We start from the raw sequence: 14880 nt of genomic DNA on the forward strand, positions 1-14880 counted from the left end.
GAATGGCTACTTTAAATCCACGTGACGTTGTCATCGTTGATGGCGTACGTTCTGCAATGGGTAAAACCAAAAACGGTATGTTCCGCAATGTACGTGCTGACAGCTTATCTGCTGAATTAGTTCGTGCACTCGTTGCTCGTAACCAGTTTGATACCAATGAAGTTGAAGACCTGATCTGGGGCTGTGTAAACCAGACTCTAGAGCAAGGTATGAACATTGGACGTAACATCGGCTTATTGGCTGACCTACCAAAAACTGTGGCAGGTCAAACTGTTAACCGTCTTTGTGGTTCTTCTATGCAAGCACTTCATACGGCTGCTGCACAGATCGCAACCAACCAAGGTGATATCTTCATTATTGGTGGTGTAGAGCACATGGGGCACGTAGGTATGATGCATGGCATCGACCTAAACCCTGAAGCATCTAAACACTACGCTAAAGCATCTAACATGATGGGCTTAACTGCTGAAATGTTAGGTCGCATGAATGGCATTAGCCGTGAAGAGCAAGACGCTTTTGGTGTTGAATCTCATCGCCGTGCTTGGGCTGCAACACAAGAAGGTCGTTTCAAAAACGAGATCGTTGGTGTTGAAGGTCACGATGCAAATGGTTTTAAAATCCTTTGCGACATCGATGAAGTGATTCGTCCAGATGCAAACCTTGAATCGTTCAAAGCATTACGTCCTGTATTCGATCCAAAAGGCGGTACTGTAACTGCGGCTACATCTTCAGCTTTGTCTGATGGTGCTTCTGCAATGTTACTTATGTCTGCTGAACGCGCACAAGCGTTAGGTTTAAAACCACGCGCTGTGATTCGCTCTATGGCAGTTGCAGGTTGTGACGCTGCAATCATGGGTTACGGTCCAGTTCCAGCAACTCAAAAAGCGCTTAAACGTGCTGGTTTAACGATGGCTGATATTCAAACTATCGAATTAAACGAAGCATTTGCTGCTCAAGGCTTATCAGTAATGAAAGGCTTAGGCGTTTATGACAAGCAAGACATCATTAACTTAAATGGTGGTGCGATTGCTTTGGGTCACCCACTAGGCTGTTCTGGTGCACGTATCACCACTACGTTATTGAACGTAATGGAACAACAAGATACTCAAATTGGTCTTGCAACCATGTGTATCGGCCTTGGTCAAGGTATTGCAACGATTATCGAACGTGTTTAATTAACACCAAGATAAAAAAATCCCCGCTCAATGCGGGGATTTTTTTATCGGCCTTTTAAACCATCTTGAATTTGCTGCTGTAAATTTATGAGGTCAGTAATATTCACTTTCATCGTACCCTCACGATAAGCGTCGACATTACTTCGGTTAATTTTAAGAGGCTCTAACATTTTAAAAATACCGTTGGTCGGGTCAGAGGACTGTATTCCCCCTGCTACCGCTAAAATATATTGTTGTAAGAATGGAGAAAGTTGAGACAAATCAGGCTGTGCCATAACTGGCTGATAATCTACCGTAGTCATGCCTTCAGGGACTAAAGCATTCTGTATATCGTAATGAGTTTTATACTCACGATGTTGCAGAGCCTGACGCACTTTTTTATCTTCTTGAAACGGTACAAACCCCACTTCTTCACGTAGCTCAGATTCAGCCATAACGCGAATTGTAGGTAACGTAGCGACTTCTTCAGCTTGAACAGTCGGCAACCCCATAAAAGCAAATGCAGCAATGAAGGCTGATTGTTTTAGAAAGTTCATAACTTGCTCCAAAAATCAGTCACCCTATTTTAATTAAAAGATGATGATTAAATTAAAAGTATCTATAAATAGGCTACAACAAAGTCGAATTTGATTCAGTAATGCTCAGATAAACGGTAAATATAATTAAATTTTTTAATGTAATAGTACGGTTCTTCTATTTATTAAAACAGCATCCTATAAAACACTCTATAACTTAAACAAAAGTGTTCAGATTATAGAGTGCGATTTAACTTATAAATTTTATTTGCTCTCTAACATCTCTTTTAAAGAATTCACGACTTGCGGAAATGTTGTATAACCTTCCCGCCCTAAAAAATGACCGCCATTAGGCACTGTAATGTACGGCGCATCAATTTCTTTAGCGAATTGAATCGTAAGTTTTGGTGGAACCAAATCATCGTTATCAGACAAATAAACGAGTTTTTTCTTTATGTCATGAAAGTAACTCGTATCGACTTTGCTTTTTGTTATATAAGCATCGAGTGGAGAAAAATCTGAAATAGGTCCAGAAAATCCAGATACTAAAATCATTCCTCCAATATTTTGGTAATCATGTCTTTGCAGAAAGTGCAGTAACGTAATTACCCCTAAACTGTGTGCAACGAAATACGTATTTTCATCCACAGTAGGAATCTGCTGATCTAAAACTTTCTGCCATGCTTCCACATCCGGATGTTCAGAATCTGGAAATGGGATTAAAGTAATGGTTGTATGTTCATCTTCTATTTGATGTTTTAGATCTAAAAACCAGTGATCGTCGATAGAAGCAGAGTAACCATGAAGTACAAATATTTGACGCATGTTGTTCTCCCGAAGTTCAAGTGTTTTGGCATTTGCAACAAATGACATTAATCCGAATAACACCAATAAAATGAGTTTTCTAATCATGGAACAAGTACCATTTTGAAAGATATAAACATGCTAAACTATGACACCACTGTTAAGGTCAACCCTATTTTATGAACCTTGCCAAAGTTGCCGAACTCACAAAAGTAAGCCCTCGTATGCTGCGTTATTATGAGAGTTTAGGGCTTATACAGCCTCATCGAGCGAGTAATAACTATCGAAGTTATACGCAAAAAGATATTGAAAATATTAAGAAAATTAAAATATTAAATGATGCAGGAATGAATCTAAAAGACATTCAGGCTTTGCTACCTTGTTTTGATTTAGATGAACGCGTATTTACGCTGTGTTCAATAGTTCAAGAAAAGCTGCAAACTGAGCTCATGCACGTGTCCCAGCAGTTAATCAAACTACAATCTTCTCAAAGTTTATTACAATCTTTTTTAAGTAAAGGAAAAGCCGAGAGCACCAATCCATAAATTTTGATGCTCACGTTCAATTTATTCTTTTAAATCTCCCTCTAATGCAGCTACGTTCCTTTTCTTAATTTTCTCAACTTTTGCATTCAGCTTTAAAACATCTTGGTAAAGCTGGTTAAATTTTTTGACTTGGGCATTTTCATGAAAAAGAATCATTTGGTCTTTCTTTTGCCATGGATAGTTTTTTAGAAGTTTAAACATTTCTTCTGCTTTATCTAAAATTTGCAGTTCAATCATAAAAATTGCGTGATCTTGATCAGCCTTTTGTTGAGACCCCAATTTCATTTCCAGCAGTTGCCTCATCTCTGCATCGACAGATAATTCCTGAACTTTTGCTAAGAAAGTTTTATGAATTTTTTCATATTGAGTTTGATATTTATCTGAAGCCGTACGAACATCGGCTAACATTTTTTCTGTTTCCACATACTTCTGTTTTTTATCAACATCTAAACGATCAACATTTAAAAAAGTATCCCACTTTGCTGCTTTTAATTCTCTTAAATATTCATTACGTGCATTTATATTTTGAATCCAATAACTTAAGAGAAATTCTGAAATTTGCTTATAGTGACCTGCTAAACGTTTATCGTGAATATCGAGCTGGATGGGTTTAGACCAGTCTTGTGCTTGGTCATAAAGCTGGTTCATTTTTTCAGTCATGACCACATCAAACATTTGGCTACTGTCTTTGGCCTGTTGCTGTTTGATATGTTGATAGGTGAAAAAAATAATACTCGTGATAACAACCAGACTTGCAATTGCAATCAAAACTCGGCGCATACACACCTCCTATTTCCCTTCTTATAGTTTTGCTCTTTATAGTTATGAAATAGAGCTTATATCTTCTTTATATGCCATTTATTTCACAATACGCAACACTCTATTCGCTATTCAAAGCTTTAAATCCTTGGACATCATCCCTATTATGATGGGTAATTAAAATTTATGAGATTCTCCCATGCGTGTTGATGTCTGGTCTGATGTAGTTTGTCCTTTCTGTTATATCGGCAAAAAACGCCTTGAACATGTAGCTGCTGAAGCAGGTATTGAGCTTGAAATTCACTGGCATAGTTTTGAATTAGATCCTGATGCGCCAGCAAAACATGACACATCAAATACAGAACGTTTGGCTAAAAAATACGGCCGTACCTATGAAGAGATGGAAGAAATGGAGCGCAATATTGCGGCCATGGCTGCCTCTGAAGGTATTGATTTCCAATGGCAAAAGGCTAACTCTGGCAATAGTTTCAATGCACACCGTATTATTCACCTTGCGCAAAGTAAAGGCTTAGGCAACCAAGCAAAAGAAGCTTTTTTTCATGCTTATATGACCGAAGGTTTGGCAATTGGTGAACGTGAGGTTGTTGAAGAAATCGCTTCTCGTATTGGTCTTGATAATGCCGAAGTTGAATTTGTATTAGATACAAATGAACTATCTGACTTTGTTCGTCATGATGAAAAAATTGCGAAAGAGCAGTTAAATGTTACTGGCGTGCCATTTTTTGTATTTGATCAAAGAATTGCACTTGCAGGTGCTCAACCACGTGAAGTCTTTTTAAACGTCTTAGAACAAGCACAACTCAAAGCAAATGCTGAAGAAGTTGAACAGGATGATGCGGCTGTTTGTAATGATGAATCATGTGATATTCCACAGAAATAAATCAACACAATTAAAAGTGTGATTAAATCGTATGTTTTATCACCATTTTAGCAATAGAGCGTTCTAAAAAAAGAACTATCCAATTGTTTAAAATCAGTTTATCATTGCCGCTTAGAATATTCGCGCTGTAATGTTCTGTTTTTTATGTGTTTAATGATCGGAATTTGAAGTTTCCTTGATCTATCATCCCCCTTAAATGGGGGATTTTTTTATGTAAAAATAATCGCTACTAGCTTAAACTTTTTAATTTATTTCAAATATGTAAGAAAAGTTAAATTTACTTAACTTTTGTGTCGCCCTCTTGATTTTATTAGAAAAATCAACAAAAGTGGAAACAACAACAAAACATAAAGATAGATATGAAAACATTTCACGTAATTCCTTATCGGCAGCTTTTTGCACTTTTAACGCTTGGGTTTGGTTCGGTGTGCATAACTCATGCAGAGGCAACTCATACTTCTTCAACTCAAATGGTCGAAGGTTCAAGCTCTGGAGTACAAACAGAAGCCACAACGGATGAGAATCTTCTAGATCAGATCCCACGTTGGGTAGATGCGACCCCCACCATTTTTCCAGAGCAGTCTAATCAACCGATTGTTCCTCCTACCGAACAAACAGAAGATCAAACATGGATTGATCGTAAACAAAAGAATATTCGTAATTGGGCCGATCGTACTTCTGAAAAAATTGACAACTGGTTTGGTGAAGTCGATCCAAAGAAACCTGCGACAGCAACTATTCGCGTGATGGTTGATAACTATTGGAATGAATACGACAACTTTGAAATTAAGCCCAGAATTCGCGGTAGGATTAAGCTACCTACTCTAGAAAAACGTCTAAGCGTCGTGTTTGGTGATGACTCTTTAGATAACGAATTTGATAATAGCCCAGCCAATATTAACCAGAACCCAAATCAAGATTCAAATAAGAAGCTAGATGGTAAGCAAACTCGAGAAGACAACAGTTCTATTGCTTTACGTTGGTCAGATTTTTCGAAAAAATTGCCTTTTGAAACAGATGCTGACTTAGGTATTCGTTCTGGAGACGATATTTATGTTCGTTTAAAAGCATCGAGAGATTGGCAATTACGTAATGATTTTAAATTTTATGCAGAGCAAATTTATCGTTATGGCATAGACAGCGAAAACTACTTACGTACTAATCTTGAACTTACACATGCCAGACCAAATCAGCCGATTTTATCGAATCAGTTCAGCCTGACCTACGCCGATGATCAAGATGATGATCTAGCTTGGGAAAACCGGACTTTCCGCGAGCATAATTTCTTTGCAAATAACCGTTTTAACTATGGTATTTATACCAGTGGTTATTACAACGACAATGACTTACGTTTAAATAGCTGGGGGCCTTTTGTTTCATGGCGTCAACCCGTTTTACGTGAATGGTTATTTGTTCAGGGAGATGTAAATTACTTTAATGACCACCGTGAAGATCGCAACCATTTCGTCAGCACATTCTTACGTCTAGAAGCACTTTTTTAAGCCTGCAAACATCACCTTGGAAACTTCATTCAAGGTGATGAATAATAAAACACTTTTAAATAAAAATTTAAGCTTAGCCTCTTAACATATTATTCTAATTTTTGATTCTTTTTTATTCTGAACGATGAATCAATTCTCTTCTTTTTCATTTCACTACAGATCAACTGTCTTAGTTTGTATTTATAGTCTGGGCGTATTGGCTTTACTTCCGCATACTCAATTTTTTTACAGTTCTATAAAGCACCAACGTTCAAGACGACATTCCTACTTGTCGAACCAACTCAGCAAAGCAAACAGACTGTCTCTGCCATTTTCGATCTCTCCTTGTGAAATAGAGACAAATAATGCTTTACCCGATGTAGCCTTAATTCAAGAACTTATGGCTGTATTTGGGAGTGATACGTTATGGAAGCGTGCAACCCAGCCTGAACAGCCTTATAAAGCCTTAGGTAAGAAAAAGAAGAAAGCTTCATCAAATCAAACTGAACTAACTAATCCACTCAGTGCAAGCTGGGCCACCATTTCAACCTGGATGCTTTTTGAAAATAATCTTGATATAGGTTCAAACTCAGAAAGTGATGTCTATGTACAATTTTTGGCAAAGAAAAAATGGAACTTAAGACATAACATTAGTTTGGATACAGAACAGATATTTCGTTACGGTTCGACCAGCCGAAACTACACTGAAACCACCTTAAACCTAACTCAGAAAATGCAAGATAACACATTATTTTCTAATAAATTTAATGTAAACAAGAGTGAAAATGAAGATTACAACTGGGGAAATTGGACTTTTCAACAATTTGAGTTTGTAAAAGATAATAGTCTGACTTACGGTGTTTATAGTAGTGGCGTATATACCAAAAATGATATGCGACTAAATAGTTGGGGACCTTACATTTCATGGCGTCAGCCCGTGTGGCGAAATTGGCTTTTTATGCAAAATGACCTTAACTTTTTTAACCATATTGATGATGATCCGAGACATCAACTCAGCGTTCAAATGAATCTAGAAGCTAATTTTTAGTCAAAAATTACCAAATTGTGGATAACTCTTTCTTTATCCACAAAAAAGCCCCTGAAGGTTCAGAGGCTTTTTTTATACTGAATTATTTCAGCAATAAGCTATTAATACGTTTTACATAAGCTGCCGGATCTTCTGGTAAACCACCTTCAGCAATAACAGCCTGATCGAAAATCACATTTGCCAAATCATCAAAATGTTCTGAACCTTCAAGTTTTTTCACTAATGGATGTTCAGGGTTAATTTCTAAAATTGGTTTGATTCCAGGAACTTCTTGCCCCGCTTGTTTTAACATGCGAATAAGTTGAGGTGATAACTCACCTTCGCTTGTTACTAAACACGCAGGAGAGTCGACCAGACGCGTAGTTACGCGTACTTCTTTGGTTTTCGCTTTCAATGAATCACTTAGCTTATCAACAACAGGTTTGAACTGTTCAGCTGCTTGCTCAAGTGCTTTTTTCTCTTCAGCATCTTGCAAGTCACCTAAATCAACCGCGCCTTTAGAGACATTCTTTAATGGCGTACCCTCAAACTCTTGAACAAAATTCATTGCCCATTCGTCAACACGCTCTGCCATTAATAAGACTTCAATGCCTTTTTTCTTGAACAACTCAAGCTGTGGCGAGTTTTTCGCTGCCGCTAAACTGTCAGCAGTCACATAATAGATGGCTTTTTGGCCCTCTTTCATACGTGCCTTATAGTCAGCGAAAGAAGTCGTCACTTCATCATTTGTTGAAGTCGCGTAACGTAATAATTTTAAAATACGTTCGCGGTTACCAAAGTCTTCGCCCAAGCCTTCTTTAATAACTGAGCCAAACTCACTATAGAAGGTCTTGAATTTTTCTTGGTCTTTTTCATCTTCCGATTTAGCCAAAGCATCAAGCACAGTTAATACACGGCGTGCATTACCTTCTCGAATCGTTTTTACATCACGGCTTTCTTGCAACAACTCACGGCTGACATTCAGTGGTAAATCAGCACTGTCCACTACACCTTGAACAAAACGTAGATAATTTGGAATTAAATTATCCGCATCGTCCATAATAAAGACACGTTTCACATAGAGCTTAATGCCCGCTTTTGCTTCACGAGTAAAAATGTCATGTGGCGCTTTACTTGGAATATAAAGTAATTGGGTATATTCGGTACTACCTTCAACGCGGTTATGCGCCCAAGCCAATGGCGCTTCAAAGTCGTGAGTTAAATTTTTGTAGAACTCAATGTACTGCTCTTCAGTTACTTCACTCTTGTTACGTGTCCATAACGCACTTGCCGAGTTGATCGCTTCCCACTCGCCAGTTTTGACCATTTGACCGCCTTTAGACTCTTCGCCTTCAGCCGCCTCTTCCTCTTGCCAAACTTCTTTTTGCATTTCAATTGGCAAGCTAATGTGGTCAGAGTATTTATTAACGATCTGCTTAACTTTATAAGATTCTAAATAATCAAGCGCATCATCACGCAAGTGAAGAATGATGTCAGTACCACGTGAAGCCTTATCAATTTGCTGAACTTCAAACTCACCTGTACCACCACTAATCCAACGCACCCCTTCAGATGCATCTAGACCTGCACGGCGTGATTCCACTGTAATTTTATCGGCAACAATAAAACCTGAGTAAAAACCAACACCAAATTGACCAATCAACTGAGCATCTGCTTTTTGATCACCTGTCAATTTTGACATGAAATCTTTAGTACCCGATTTTGCAATGGTACCCAAGTTATCAATCGCTTCTTGCTGGTTTAGGCCAATACCGTTATCAGAAATTGTTAAAGTTTTATCTTCTTTATTTAAAATGACTCGTACATGTAAATCTGGATCATTTTCATAATATTCAGGATGATTAATTCCTTCAAAGCGTAACTTATCACATGCATCTGATGCATTAGAGATAAGCTCGCGTAAGAAAATCTCAGGGTTAGAATAGAGAGAATGCGTCACTAAATGTAAAAGCTGTGCAACTTCCGCTTGGAAACTATAATTTTGTGATGCTTGTTCACTCATAAATCACTCCTTAAATTTTGAAGTCTGTTTGTTCTCGAATGCTTTATGAATGGAGTACTTCTAGAATTTTTCAATCCTGAATATTAAAAATTTTTACTCTAATTAAAATGGACCATGGCTTAGCACTCTATCTTGCAATATTGTGTCTAACTGCTTTTGACGTTGTTGATAAGCTTTAGCAATACAACTTACACCAGCAGCACAAGCATTTCTTTTTTTCAGCCATTGCTGCTGAGCATCTTTTTGGTTGTCCCGTCCGCCCATTGGTAAAGCATGCAGAACAATTTGATAAGTCGTTGCCATTTTTACATCTGCATCATTTAAAGAACGATTTTTACAAATACTCTTTTCCGTTTTAGTTTTTGCAGCATCACACGAGAAACTTGCAGCTTGCAAACTCTGTGTAAAAGCAATACCACTAAAAAGAGCCAAACACATCGCTAATTTTTTGTTCATGATTTTATTTCCATGTTTTGTAATGAATAGAAATTAGTTTAGAAAAAAAATATGCATAAGATGTGTAGAAAACTGTCTGTTTTATGCTTTTTTTAGTGCAAATAAAACTCATAAAAAAACCTCACATAAAATATATGTGAGGTGCCTGAGTCTAGGTTTATTATTATATTGTTCTATTTATTATTATGCTTAAAATTTATAGCTATAACCTAAAGTGTAAACAAACGGATTAATATCTAAATCAAACTTAGCACCATTTGTTAAAGTAACTTCCGGACTAATATCCATATAACGAACATCTACAAATACTCCCCAGTTTTTAGCATCAGCAGGTTGGAAGTTAAAACCAACTTGCCCTGCTACACCAAAATCTTCTTTAACTTTGTCAGCAACCCCTTCTTCATCCCAAGGAATAAATGCGGTTGCACCAACACCTATATATGGTGTGAAACGTGTCGAGTTTTTAAAATGATACTTTGCTGTAATTGTCGGTGGTAACTGTTTAATACGCGCTACCTTGTTTCCATCTAACAAAACATCATGATTAATAGGTGTTGCTAATAATAACTCTGCAGAAAATGGAGATTGACCAAAAAAGTATTCTACTGATGGCGTAAATGCATATTCATGATCTGCTTTTACCACACCCAAAGGAGTTGTTGTGTCTTCTGATGGAGCAATAACACTTCCACCAAATTTAACTTGCCAGTTACCAGCAAAAGTAAAAGAAGACATCCCCATTAATACAACAACCAAAGCTTTTTTGAACACTTTAATATCTCCAAACTTATTTATATTTATAATAAACATGTATTTTAAAATCATGCAATACTCATTATAAAATTATTTTATCGTTTATTTTTAAATATCTGTTTTAAATAAAATTATATATTAACCAACCATTTTAATTGGTTTTAAATCCAACCTTATTAATCAAGATTATTTTATATTACCAACCATTTTAATATACTTTTTAATTCTGAGTATTTTAATATAATTTATTTTAAATACATCTTTTATTTATTTAATAAAAAACCTTCTTAATTTAAATCTAAAGATCATCATTAAGAAGGTTAATCATTCAATATTTTATAAAAAACTTATAAAACCATTGCAGCAATCCAGCCAAAAATTAATAGCGGAATATTAAAATGAATAAATGTAGGTACAACCGTATCCCAAATATGATCATGTTGCCCATCTACACCTAAACCAGCTGTTGGTCCTAAGGTTGAATCAGAAGCTGGTGAACCTGCATCACCTAATGCTGCGGCTGTCCCAATAAGAGCAATAGTCGCTAATGGTGAAAATCCAAACTGTACGCATAAAGGTACATAAATGACAGCAAGTACAGGTACACTTGAGAAAGATGAACCAATACCAATTGTGACAAATAAACCAATACAAAGCATTAAGAAAGCCGCAAGTGCGCGATTATCTCCGATAATATCGACTACACCGTTCACTAGCTGATTAATATCTCCCGTATGGGTCATCACTGATGCGAAGCCCGCAGCGGAAATCATAATGAAACCCACCAGAGCCATCATCCGCATGCCTTGTACAAAGACATCATCTGCATCTTGCCACTTAAAAATTCCAGCAGTAGATAAAACAGCAAAACCGACTAAACCACCTAAAATCATTGAACCGGAATAGAGCTGTGAAGCGAGTGTCAGACCGATTGCAAGGAGTGCCATAAAAATGGTTTTCTTCGCAATCACTGGCGCTTGCTCTGCCTCATGCTTTAACTCTTCAGCATCTGCTTTTAAGTCAGCTGTTTCGACTTGAGTAGTTGCACGAAGAGGCTTATCTAAATCAATCGTTACGGTTGGCGTAATAGCACGATCGGCATAAATCCTTGGTTTACGGTAGCTAATAAATACAGCAACCAAAGTACCTAAAACCATTCCTAAAACTGGAATAGCCATGCCAATTGACATCATGCCACGCTCTACATGTAAGCCGTACGCTGCACCGACCTTGTTGATATTTCCCATCAAAATTTGTTCAAGGAAAATTGCACCAAACCCAACCGGAAGAAAAATATAAGTTCCGACCAAACCTAAAGTAAGCACACAGGCTGCGGCTCTACGGTCTAACTTTAAATGGTTCATTACCCGTAATAATGGCGGAACGAGTACAGGAATAAAGGCAATATGAACCGGGATAAGGTTCTGAGAGAAAATAGCTGAAATAAGTAAAATACCTAATAGTAGATATTTCACTTTAGTTTGACGGCTTTTTCCCGCTTCCATTCCCAACAAACCAATAAGTTTATGAGCAAGTAAATCAGGTAAACCAGACTTTGAAAGTGCTAGAGCGAATGCTCCTAGCACTGCATAGGCAAGTGCGACTTCAGCACCATCACCAAGACCAGCGTTAAAGGCATCAACGGTTTGAGAAAGGCTTAAACCTGCTACGAGGCCGCCTACAATGGCAGAAACCACTAAAGTCAGTACGACAGAAACGCGTGCCAGTGATAATAAAAACATCACTGCAATCGCAATAACGACAGCATTCATGAATAAATTCAGAGCAAAACAAAAGGCGATATTCTATCAGATTCAGATCTATGAAGCCGAAAATATCGCCGAATTAACTGTTTTATGCAGTCACTCAATCATTAAGCTTGAGCCTTAATAAACTGACGAATATGATCTGCAATTTTCGCAGGCTCACTCAGAATTGCCCAGTGATTTGCCTCAAGCTCTACATATTCAAATTTTTCTACCCACTTTGGCATAGCCTCAGTGATATATTCAGGGCTCACAAAAGTATCATATTTTAAAATAACCGCTTTAACTGGACATTGCGCATAACGTTGACGTGGGCCAGTTAAACGAGGAATAAAATTGGCACGATATAAATTAATGCCATATTTACCATCAGCATTAATATTATTATTTAAAGGTAAATTACTTTTTCTCTCCAACTGAGTCAGAACTTTCCCCCATTTTTCAGGGCTAAAAAGAGACCACACTGTTGGTGCTAGTAATGGAAGATGGAATGCACCGATATACCAAGATTTGGTTAATATTTTTAAGATTTGACCTGGTGAAGATTTAAATTTATCACGCAAAAATAAAGCTGCATGATCAAGACATGGCCCAGAAATTGTTGTATATGACAATAAATGCCCTTTAAATTTAGGCTCTGTTGCCGACTCCCAAGATTGGATCGAACCCCAATCGTGTGCAGCCATATGAAATTGACGATTTGGTAATAATTCATCAACGACTTCTTGTAAGTCTAGAGATAAACGCTCTAAACGGTAATCACGAATACGTTTTGGTATAGAAGACAAACCCGCTCCACGTACATCATAGGTGACAATGTAGAAGTCATTGATTAAATGTTCAATGATTGATTCCCATACTTCTTGATTGTCAGGATAACCATGTACTAAAACCAACGGTGTATTTTTTTCGTCGCCCCATGTCTTGGCACAAAGCGTTTGTTGGTCACTTGTTGTTACTGTATGAACTTTTGGCTGCATAATCATTTCCTATCTTGTTTTTCAATCGATCATGTCGTTAGTCGGATAGAGCATTGCCATCAATATAAAAAAGATGATACTTATCTAGTATGAATACTGTTTCAATAAAAAAAATTGACTATTATGGCTATTTTAAGAAGACTTCAGAACAATCCTACGATTTCCAAATTTCTATTTAATCACTACCCTCCTTATCGAGGAGCAGGGATTTATATTGAAATCATGAATTTAGAACTTTGTCATGTACGAGTAAAAATGCCTCTGACTTGGAAAAACCAAAATTTGGTTGGAACGCATTTCGGGGGCAGTATTTATTCAATGGTTGATCCATTTTATATGATGATTCTGCTGCATCATCTCGGATCAAAATATATTGTTTGGGATAAAGCTGCTGAAATTAATTTTCTTTCCCCTGGTCGAAGCACTGTGCATGCAGATATTCGAGTCGACTTGGCTGAAATTGAGCAAATTCGTGAACTTGCCGACAACTTCGAACCTGTTTTAAGAACCTATCATTTAAACATTTTTGATGAAACTGGAGTAAGAATTGCTGAAGTTCAAAAAACGCTTTATATCAGACGAAAAAAAGCAAAACCCTTTCAACAATAAAAATAAGCGCTGAAAAAGCGCTTATTTTATTAATTTGCTAAATTTTTATTTTTTCTCTTCAATCGCTGCACCAGCACCACCACCAATCGCACCGCCAATTGCAGCACCAGAGTCACCACCCAATATTGCTTTACCTACCACAGAACCGATACCCGCTCCGATCGCACTCTTAGTCGTGGTTTGCTTACTACCACCTTGGCTATTTGAACCAACACCAGCACCTACTGCTGCACCTAAGCCTGCACCAACACCACCGCCTACATGGTTACCTAACCCGCCACCTAGTGCTCCACCTGCTGCTGCTGCACCAATACGCTGGTCAGACGGACTCATATTTTGGCAACCCGTAAGCATAAGCGTAGAAAGCATCACAGCAGAAACTAATCCAATTGTTTTTTTCATGACCATACTCACTATTATCTGTTCTAATAAAAAGCATAATCCTCTTTTATGAGGAATTTGATCAGATTGTGTTATTCGTCTGTCCTAATCGATTGATATTTTGTAAAGCTCTTCCTTTTATACCTATTCATTGAAATTTTAATTATAAAAAAAGCCATAAAAAAGAAGTCTCTAATAAGATAAAGACTTCTAAGGTTTAAACATTATTAAGGGTACTTTTAGTACTTCCCTTTCTTCTCTTCATAGGCTGCACCTGCACTACCACCTAGTGCTCCGCCTGCTGCAGCACCAGTATCGCCACCAATTATTACGCCACCTAACACAGCACCCACACCGGCACCAATTGCACTATTACGTACTGTTTTACTATTGGACCCTTTTGCATTAGCTGCAACACCTGCACCAAGTGCCGCTCCTAAACCTGCACCAATATTACCGCCCACATGTTTTCCTACAGCCCCGCCTGCACCACCACCAATCGCAGCTGAACCAATACGTTTACTTTCTGGGCTTGCATTTTGACAACCAACAAGCAAAGTTGTTGACATCAGGCCAACACTAACAATCATCATCATTTTTTTCATTAGATTTACTCCAGTCTTCATAAGCATGTAGCCTAATATGTTTTTGTGGAGGGTTTATCCCGCTTAAGTAATGAAATAATGGCTCTTCAATATGTTTTTG

Annotated in this window: 16 protein-coding genes; 6 read left to right on the top strand and 10 right to left on the bottom strand. The window is 37.5% G+C overall.

Translation table 11 applies throughout. The features are described 5' to 3' along the window. Nucleotides 1-2: 2 nt before the first annotated feature. On the top strand, nucleotides 3-1175 hold the full coding sequence (gene fadA, locus MKL38_RS09565; protein ID WP_004640802.1) for an acetyl-CoA C-acyltransferase FadA: 1173 nt from the start codon (nucleotides 3-5) through the stop codon (nucleotides 1173-1175). A 44-nt stretch (nucleotides 1176-1219) separates the two neighbouring features. Here the strand turns inward: fadA and MKL38_RS09570 are convergent, their stop codons facing one another. Both MKL38_RS09570 and MKL38_RS09575 read right to left on the bottom strand, forming a co-directional pair. Further along, nucleotides 1220-1711: a hypothetical protein gene (locus tag MKL38_RS09570; RefSeq protein WP_270903136.1), complete on the bottom strand. Its 492-nt coding sequence runs from the start codon at nucleotides 1709-1711 to the stop codon at nucleotides 1220-1222. A gap of 243 nt (nucleotides 1712-1954) precedes the next feature. Continuing rightward, nucleotides 1955-2602: an RBBP9/YdeN family alpha/beta hydrolase gene (locus MKL38_RS09575; protein ID WP_270903137.1), complete on the bottom strand. Its 648-nt coding sequence runs from the start codon at nucleotides 2600-2602 to the stop codon at nucleotides 1955-1957. Nucleotides 2603-2673: 71 nt separating this feature from the next. Here MKL38_RS09575 and MKL38_RS09580 point away from each other — a divergent pair, with 71 nt between their 5' ends. Continuing rightward, entirely contained in the window at nucleotides 2674-3039 is a 366-nt protein-coding gene (locus tag MKL38_RS09580) for a MerR family transcriptional regulator (RefSeq protein ID WP_198079125.1), read from the top strand. A 21-nt stretch (nucleotides 3040-3060) separates the two neighbouring features. On the opposite strand, the gene MKL38_RS09585 is transcribed toward MKL38_RS09580, so the two are convergent. Next, the gene (locus MKL38_RS09585; RefSeq protein WP_003654528.1) at nucleotides 3061-3819 is read right to left on the bottom strand and encodes a hypothetical protein; all 759 of its coding nucleotides are present in this window, start codon (nucleotides 3817-3819) and stop codon (nucleotides 3061-3063) included. Between the two features lie 178 nt (nucleotides 3820-3997). On the opposite strand from MKL38_RS09585, the gene MKL38_RS09590 reads away from it, so the two are divergent. From MKL38_RS09590 to MKL38_RS09600, 3 genes are all read left to right on the top strand, one after another. Further along, nucleotides 3998-4699, top strand: a complete 702-nt coding sequence (locus tag MKL38_RS09590) for a DsbA family oxidoreductase (protein ID WP_003654526.1) — start codon at nucleotides 3998-4000, stop codon at nucleotides 4697-4699. A 359-nt stretch (nucleotides 4700-5058) separates the two neighbouring features. Continuing rightward, on the top strand, nucleotides 5059-6201 hold the full coding sequence (locus MKL38_RS09595) for a hypothetical protein (RefSeq protein WP_270903138.1): 1143 nt from the start codon (nucleotides 5059-5061) through the stop codon (nucleotides 6199-6201). A 124-nt stretch (nucleotides 6202-6325) separates the two neighbouring features. Next, nucleotides 6326-7228 (top strand): selenocysteine synthase, encoded by a 903-nt coding sequence (locus tag MKL38_RS09600; protein ID WP_270903139.1) that lies wholly within the window; start codon nucleotides 6326-6328, stop codon nucleotides 7226-7228. Between the two features lie 82 nt (nucleotides 7229-7310). Here the strand turns inward: MKL38_RS09600 and htpG are convergent, their stop codons facing one another. From htpG to MKL38_RS09625, 5 genes are all read right to left on the bottom strand, one after another. Further along, complete coding sequence (gene htpG / locus MKL38_RS09605; protein WP_270903140.1) at nucleotides 7311-9230, bottom strand: molecular chaperone HtpG; 1920 nt, start codon at nucleotides 9228-9230, stop codon at nucleotides 7311-7313. Nucleotides 9231-9332: 102 nt separating this feature from the next. Continuing rightward, the gene (locus tag MKL38_RS09610) at nucleotides 9333-9686 is read right to left on the bottom strand and encodes a lysozyme inhibitor LprI family protein (protein ID WP_003654518.1); all 354 of its coding nucleotides are present in this window, start codon (nucleotides 9684-9686) and stop codon (nucleotides 9333-9335) included. A 189-nt stretch (nucleotides 9687-9875) separates the two neighbouring features. Further along, nucleotides 9876-10457: an OmpW/AlkL family protein gene (locus tag MKL38_RS09615; RefSeq protein ID WP_080758612.1), complete on the bottom strand. Its 582-nt coding sequence runs from the start codon at nucleotides 10455-10457 to the stop codon at nucleotides 9876-9878. 329 nt (nucleotides 10458-10786) lie between these two features. Next, the gene (locus tag MKL38_RS09620; RefSeq protein ID WP_270903141.1) at nucleotides 10787-12211 is read right to left on the bottom strand and encodes a Na+/H+ antiporter family protein; all 1425 of its coding nucleotides are present in this window, start codon (nucleotides 12209-12211) and stop codon (nucleotides 10787-10789) included. A gap of 101 nt (nucleotides 12212-12312) precedes the next feature. Next, a complete protein-coding gene (locus tag MKL38_RS09625; protein ID WP_270903142.1) occupies nucleotides 12313-13191 on the bottom strand; it encodes an alpha/beta fold hydrolase in 879 nt (292 codons plus the stop codon). A 117-nt stretch (nucleotides 13192-13308) separates the two neighbouring features. Between MKL38_RS09625 and MKL38_RS09630 the strand changes: the two genes are divergently transcribed. Next, nucleotides 13309-13794 carry a DUF4442 domain-containing protein gene (locus MKL38_RS09630; protein ID WP_005045166.1) on the top strand — a complete coding sequence of 162 codons (486 nt, stop codon included), beginning with the start codon at nucleotides 13309-13311 and terminating at the stop codon, nucleotides 13792-13794. Between the two features lie 45 nt (nucleotides 13795-13839). Here the strand turns inward: MKL38_RS09630 and MKL38_RS09635 are convergent, their stop codons facing one another. Beyond that, complete coding sequence (locus MKL38_RS09635) at nucleotides 13840-14196, bottom strand: hypothetical protein (protein ID WP_056483208.1); 357 nt, start codon at nucleotides 14194-14196, stop codon at nucleotides 13840-13842. Nucleotides 14197-14414: 218 nt separating this feature from the next. After that, complete coding sequence (locus tag MKL38_RS09640) at nucleotides 14415-14780, bottom strand: DNA transfer protein p32 (protein ID WP_270903143.1); 366 nt, start codon at nucleotides 14778-14780, stop codon at nucleotides 14415-14417. Between the last annotated feature and the right edge of the window lie 100 nt (nucleotides 14781-14880).

The organism is Acinetobacter sp. AOR14_HL (genome assembly GCF_027855175.1).
Lineage (GTDB): Bacteria > Pseudomonadota > Gammaproteobacteria > Pseudomonadales > Moraxellaceae > Acinetobacter > Acinetobacter calcoaceticus.

Bases quoted from the DNA above. Each gene is read 5' to 3' on its own strand.
- htpG (WP_270903140.1), bottom strand. From the start codon at position 9,230: ATGAGTGAACAAGCATCACAAAATTATAGTTTCCAAGCGGAAGTTGCA.
- MKL38_RS09595 (WP_270903138.1), top strand. From the start codon at position 5,059: ATGAAAACATTTCACGTAATTCCTTATCGGCAGCTTTTTGCACTTTTA.
- MKL38_RS09630 (WP_005045166.1), top strand. From the start codon at position 13,309: ATGGCTATTTTAAGAAGACTTCAGAACAATCCTACGATTTCCAAATTT.
- MKL38_RS09635 (WP_056483208.1), bottom strand. From the start codon at position 14,196: ATGAAAAAAACAATTGGATTAGTTTCTGCTGTGATGCTTTCTACGCTT.
- MKL38_RS09585 (WP_003654528.1), bottom strand. From the start codon at position 3,819: ATGCGCCGAGTTTTGATTGCAATTGCAAGTCTGGTTGTTATCACGAGT.
- fadA (WP_004640802.1), top strand. From the start codon at position 3: ATGGCTACTTTAAATCCACGTGACGTTGTCATCGTTGATGGCGTACGT.
- MKL38_RS09625 (WP_270903142.1), bottom strand. From the start codon at position 13,191: ATGATTATGCAGCCAAAAGTTCATACAGTAACAACAAGTGACCAACAA.
- MKL38_RS09620 (WP_270903141.1), bottom strand. From the start codon at position 12,211: ATGAATGCTGTCGTTATTGCGATTGCAGTGATGTTTTTATTATCACTG.
- MKL38_RS09610 (WP_003654518.1), bottom strand. From the start codon at position 9,686: ATGAACAAAAAATTAGCGATGTGTTTGGCTCTTTTTAGTGGTATTGCT.
- MKL38_RS09640 (WP_270903143.1), bottom strand. From the start codon at position 14,780: ATGAAAAAAATGATGATGATTGTTAGTGTTGGCCTGATGTCAACAACT.
- MKL38_RS09580 (WP_198079125.1), top strand. From the start codon at position 2,674: ATGAACCTTGCCAAAGTTGCCGAACTCACAAAAGTAAGCCCTCGTATG.
- MKL38_RS09570 (WP_270903136.1), bottom strand. From the start codon at position 1,711: ATGAACTTTCTAAAACAATCAGCCTTCATTGCTGCATTTGCTTTTATG.
- MKL38_RS09575 (WP_270903137.1), bottom strand. From the start codon at position 2,602: ATGATTAGAAAACTCATTTTATTGGTGTTATTCGGATTAATGTCATTT.
- MKL38_RS09590 (WP_003654526.1), top strand. From the start codon at position 3,998: ATGCGTGTTGATGTCTGGTCTGATGTAGTTTGTCCTTTCTGTTATATC.
- MKL38_RS09600 (WP_270903139.1), top strand. From the start codon at position 6,326: ATGAATCAATTCTCTTCTTTTTCATTTCACTACAGATCAACTGTCTTA.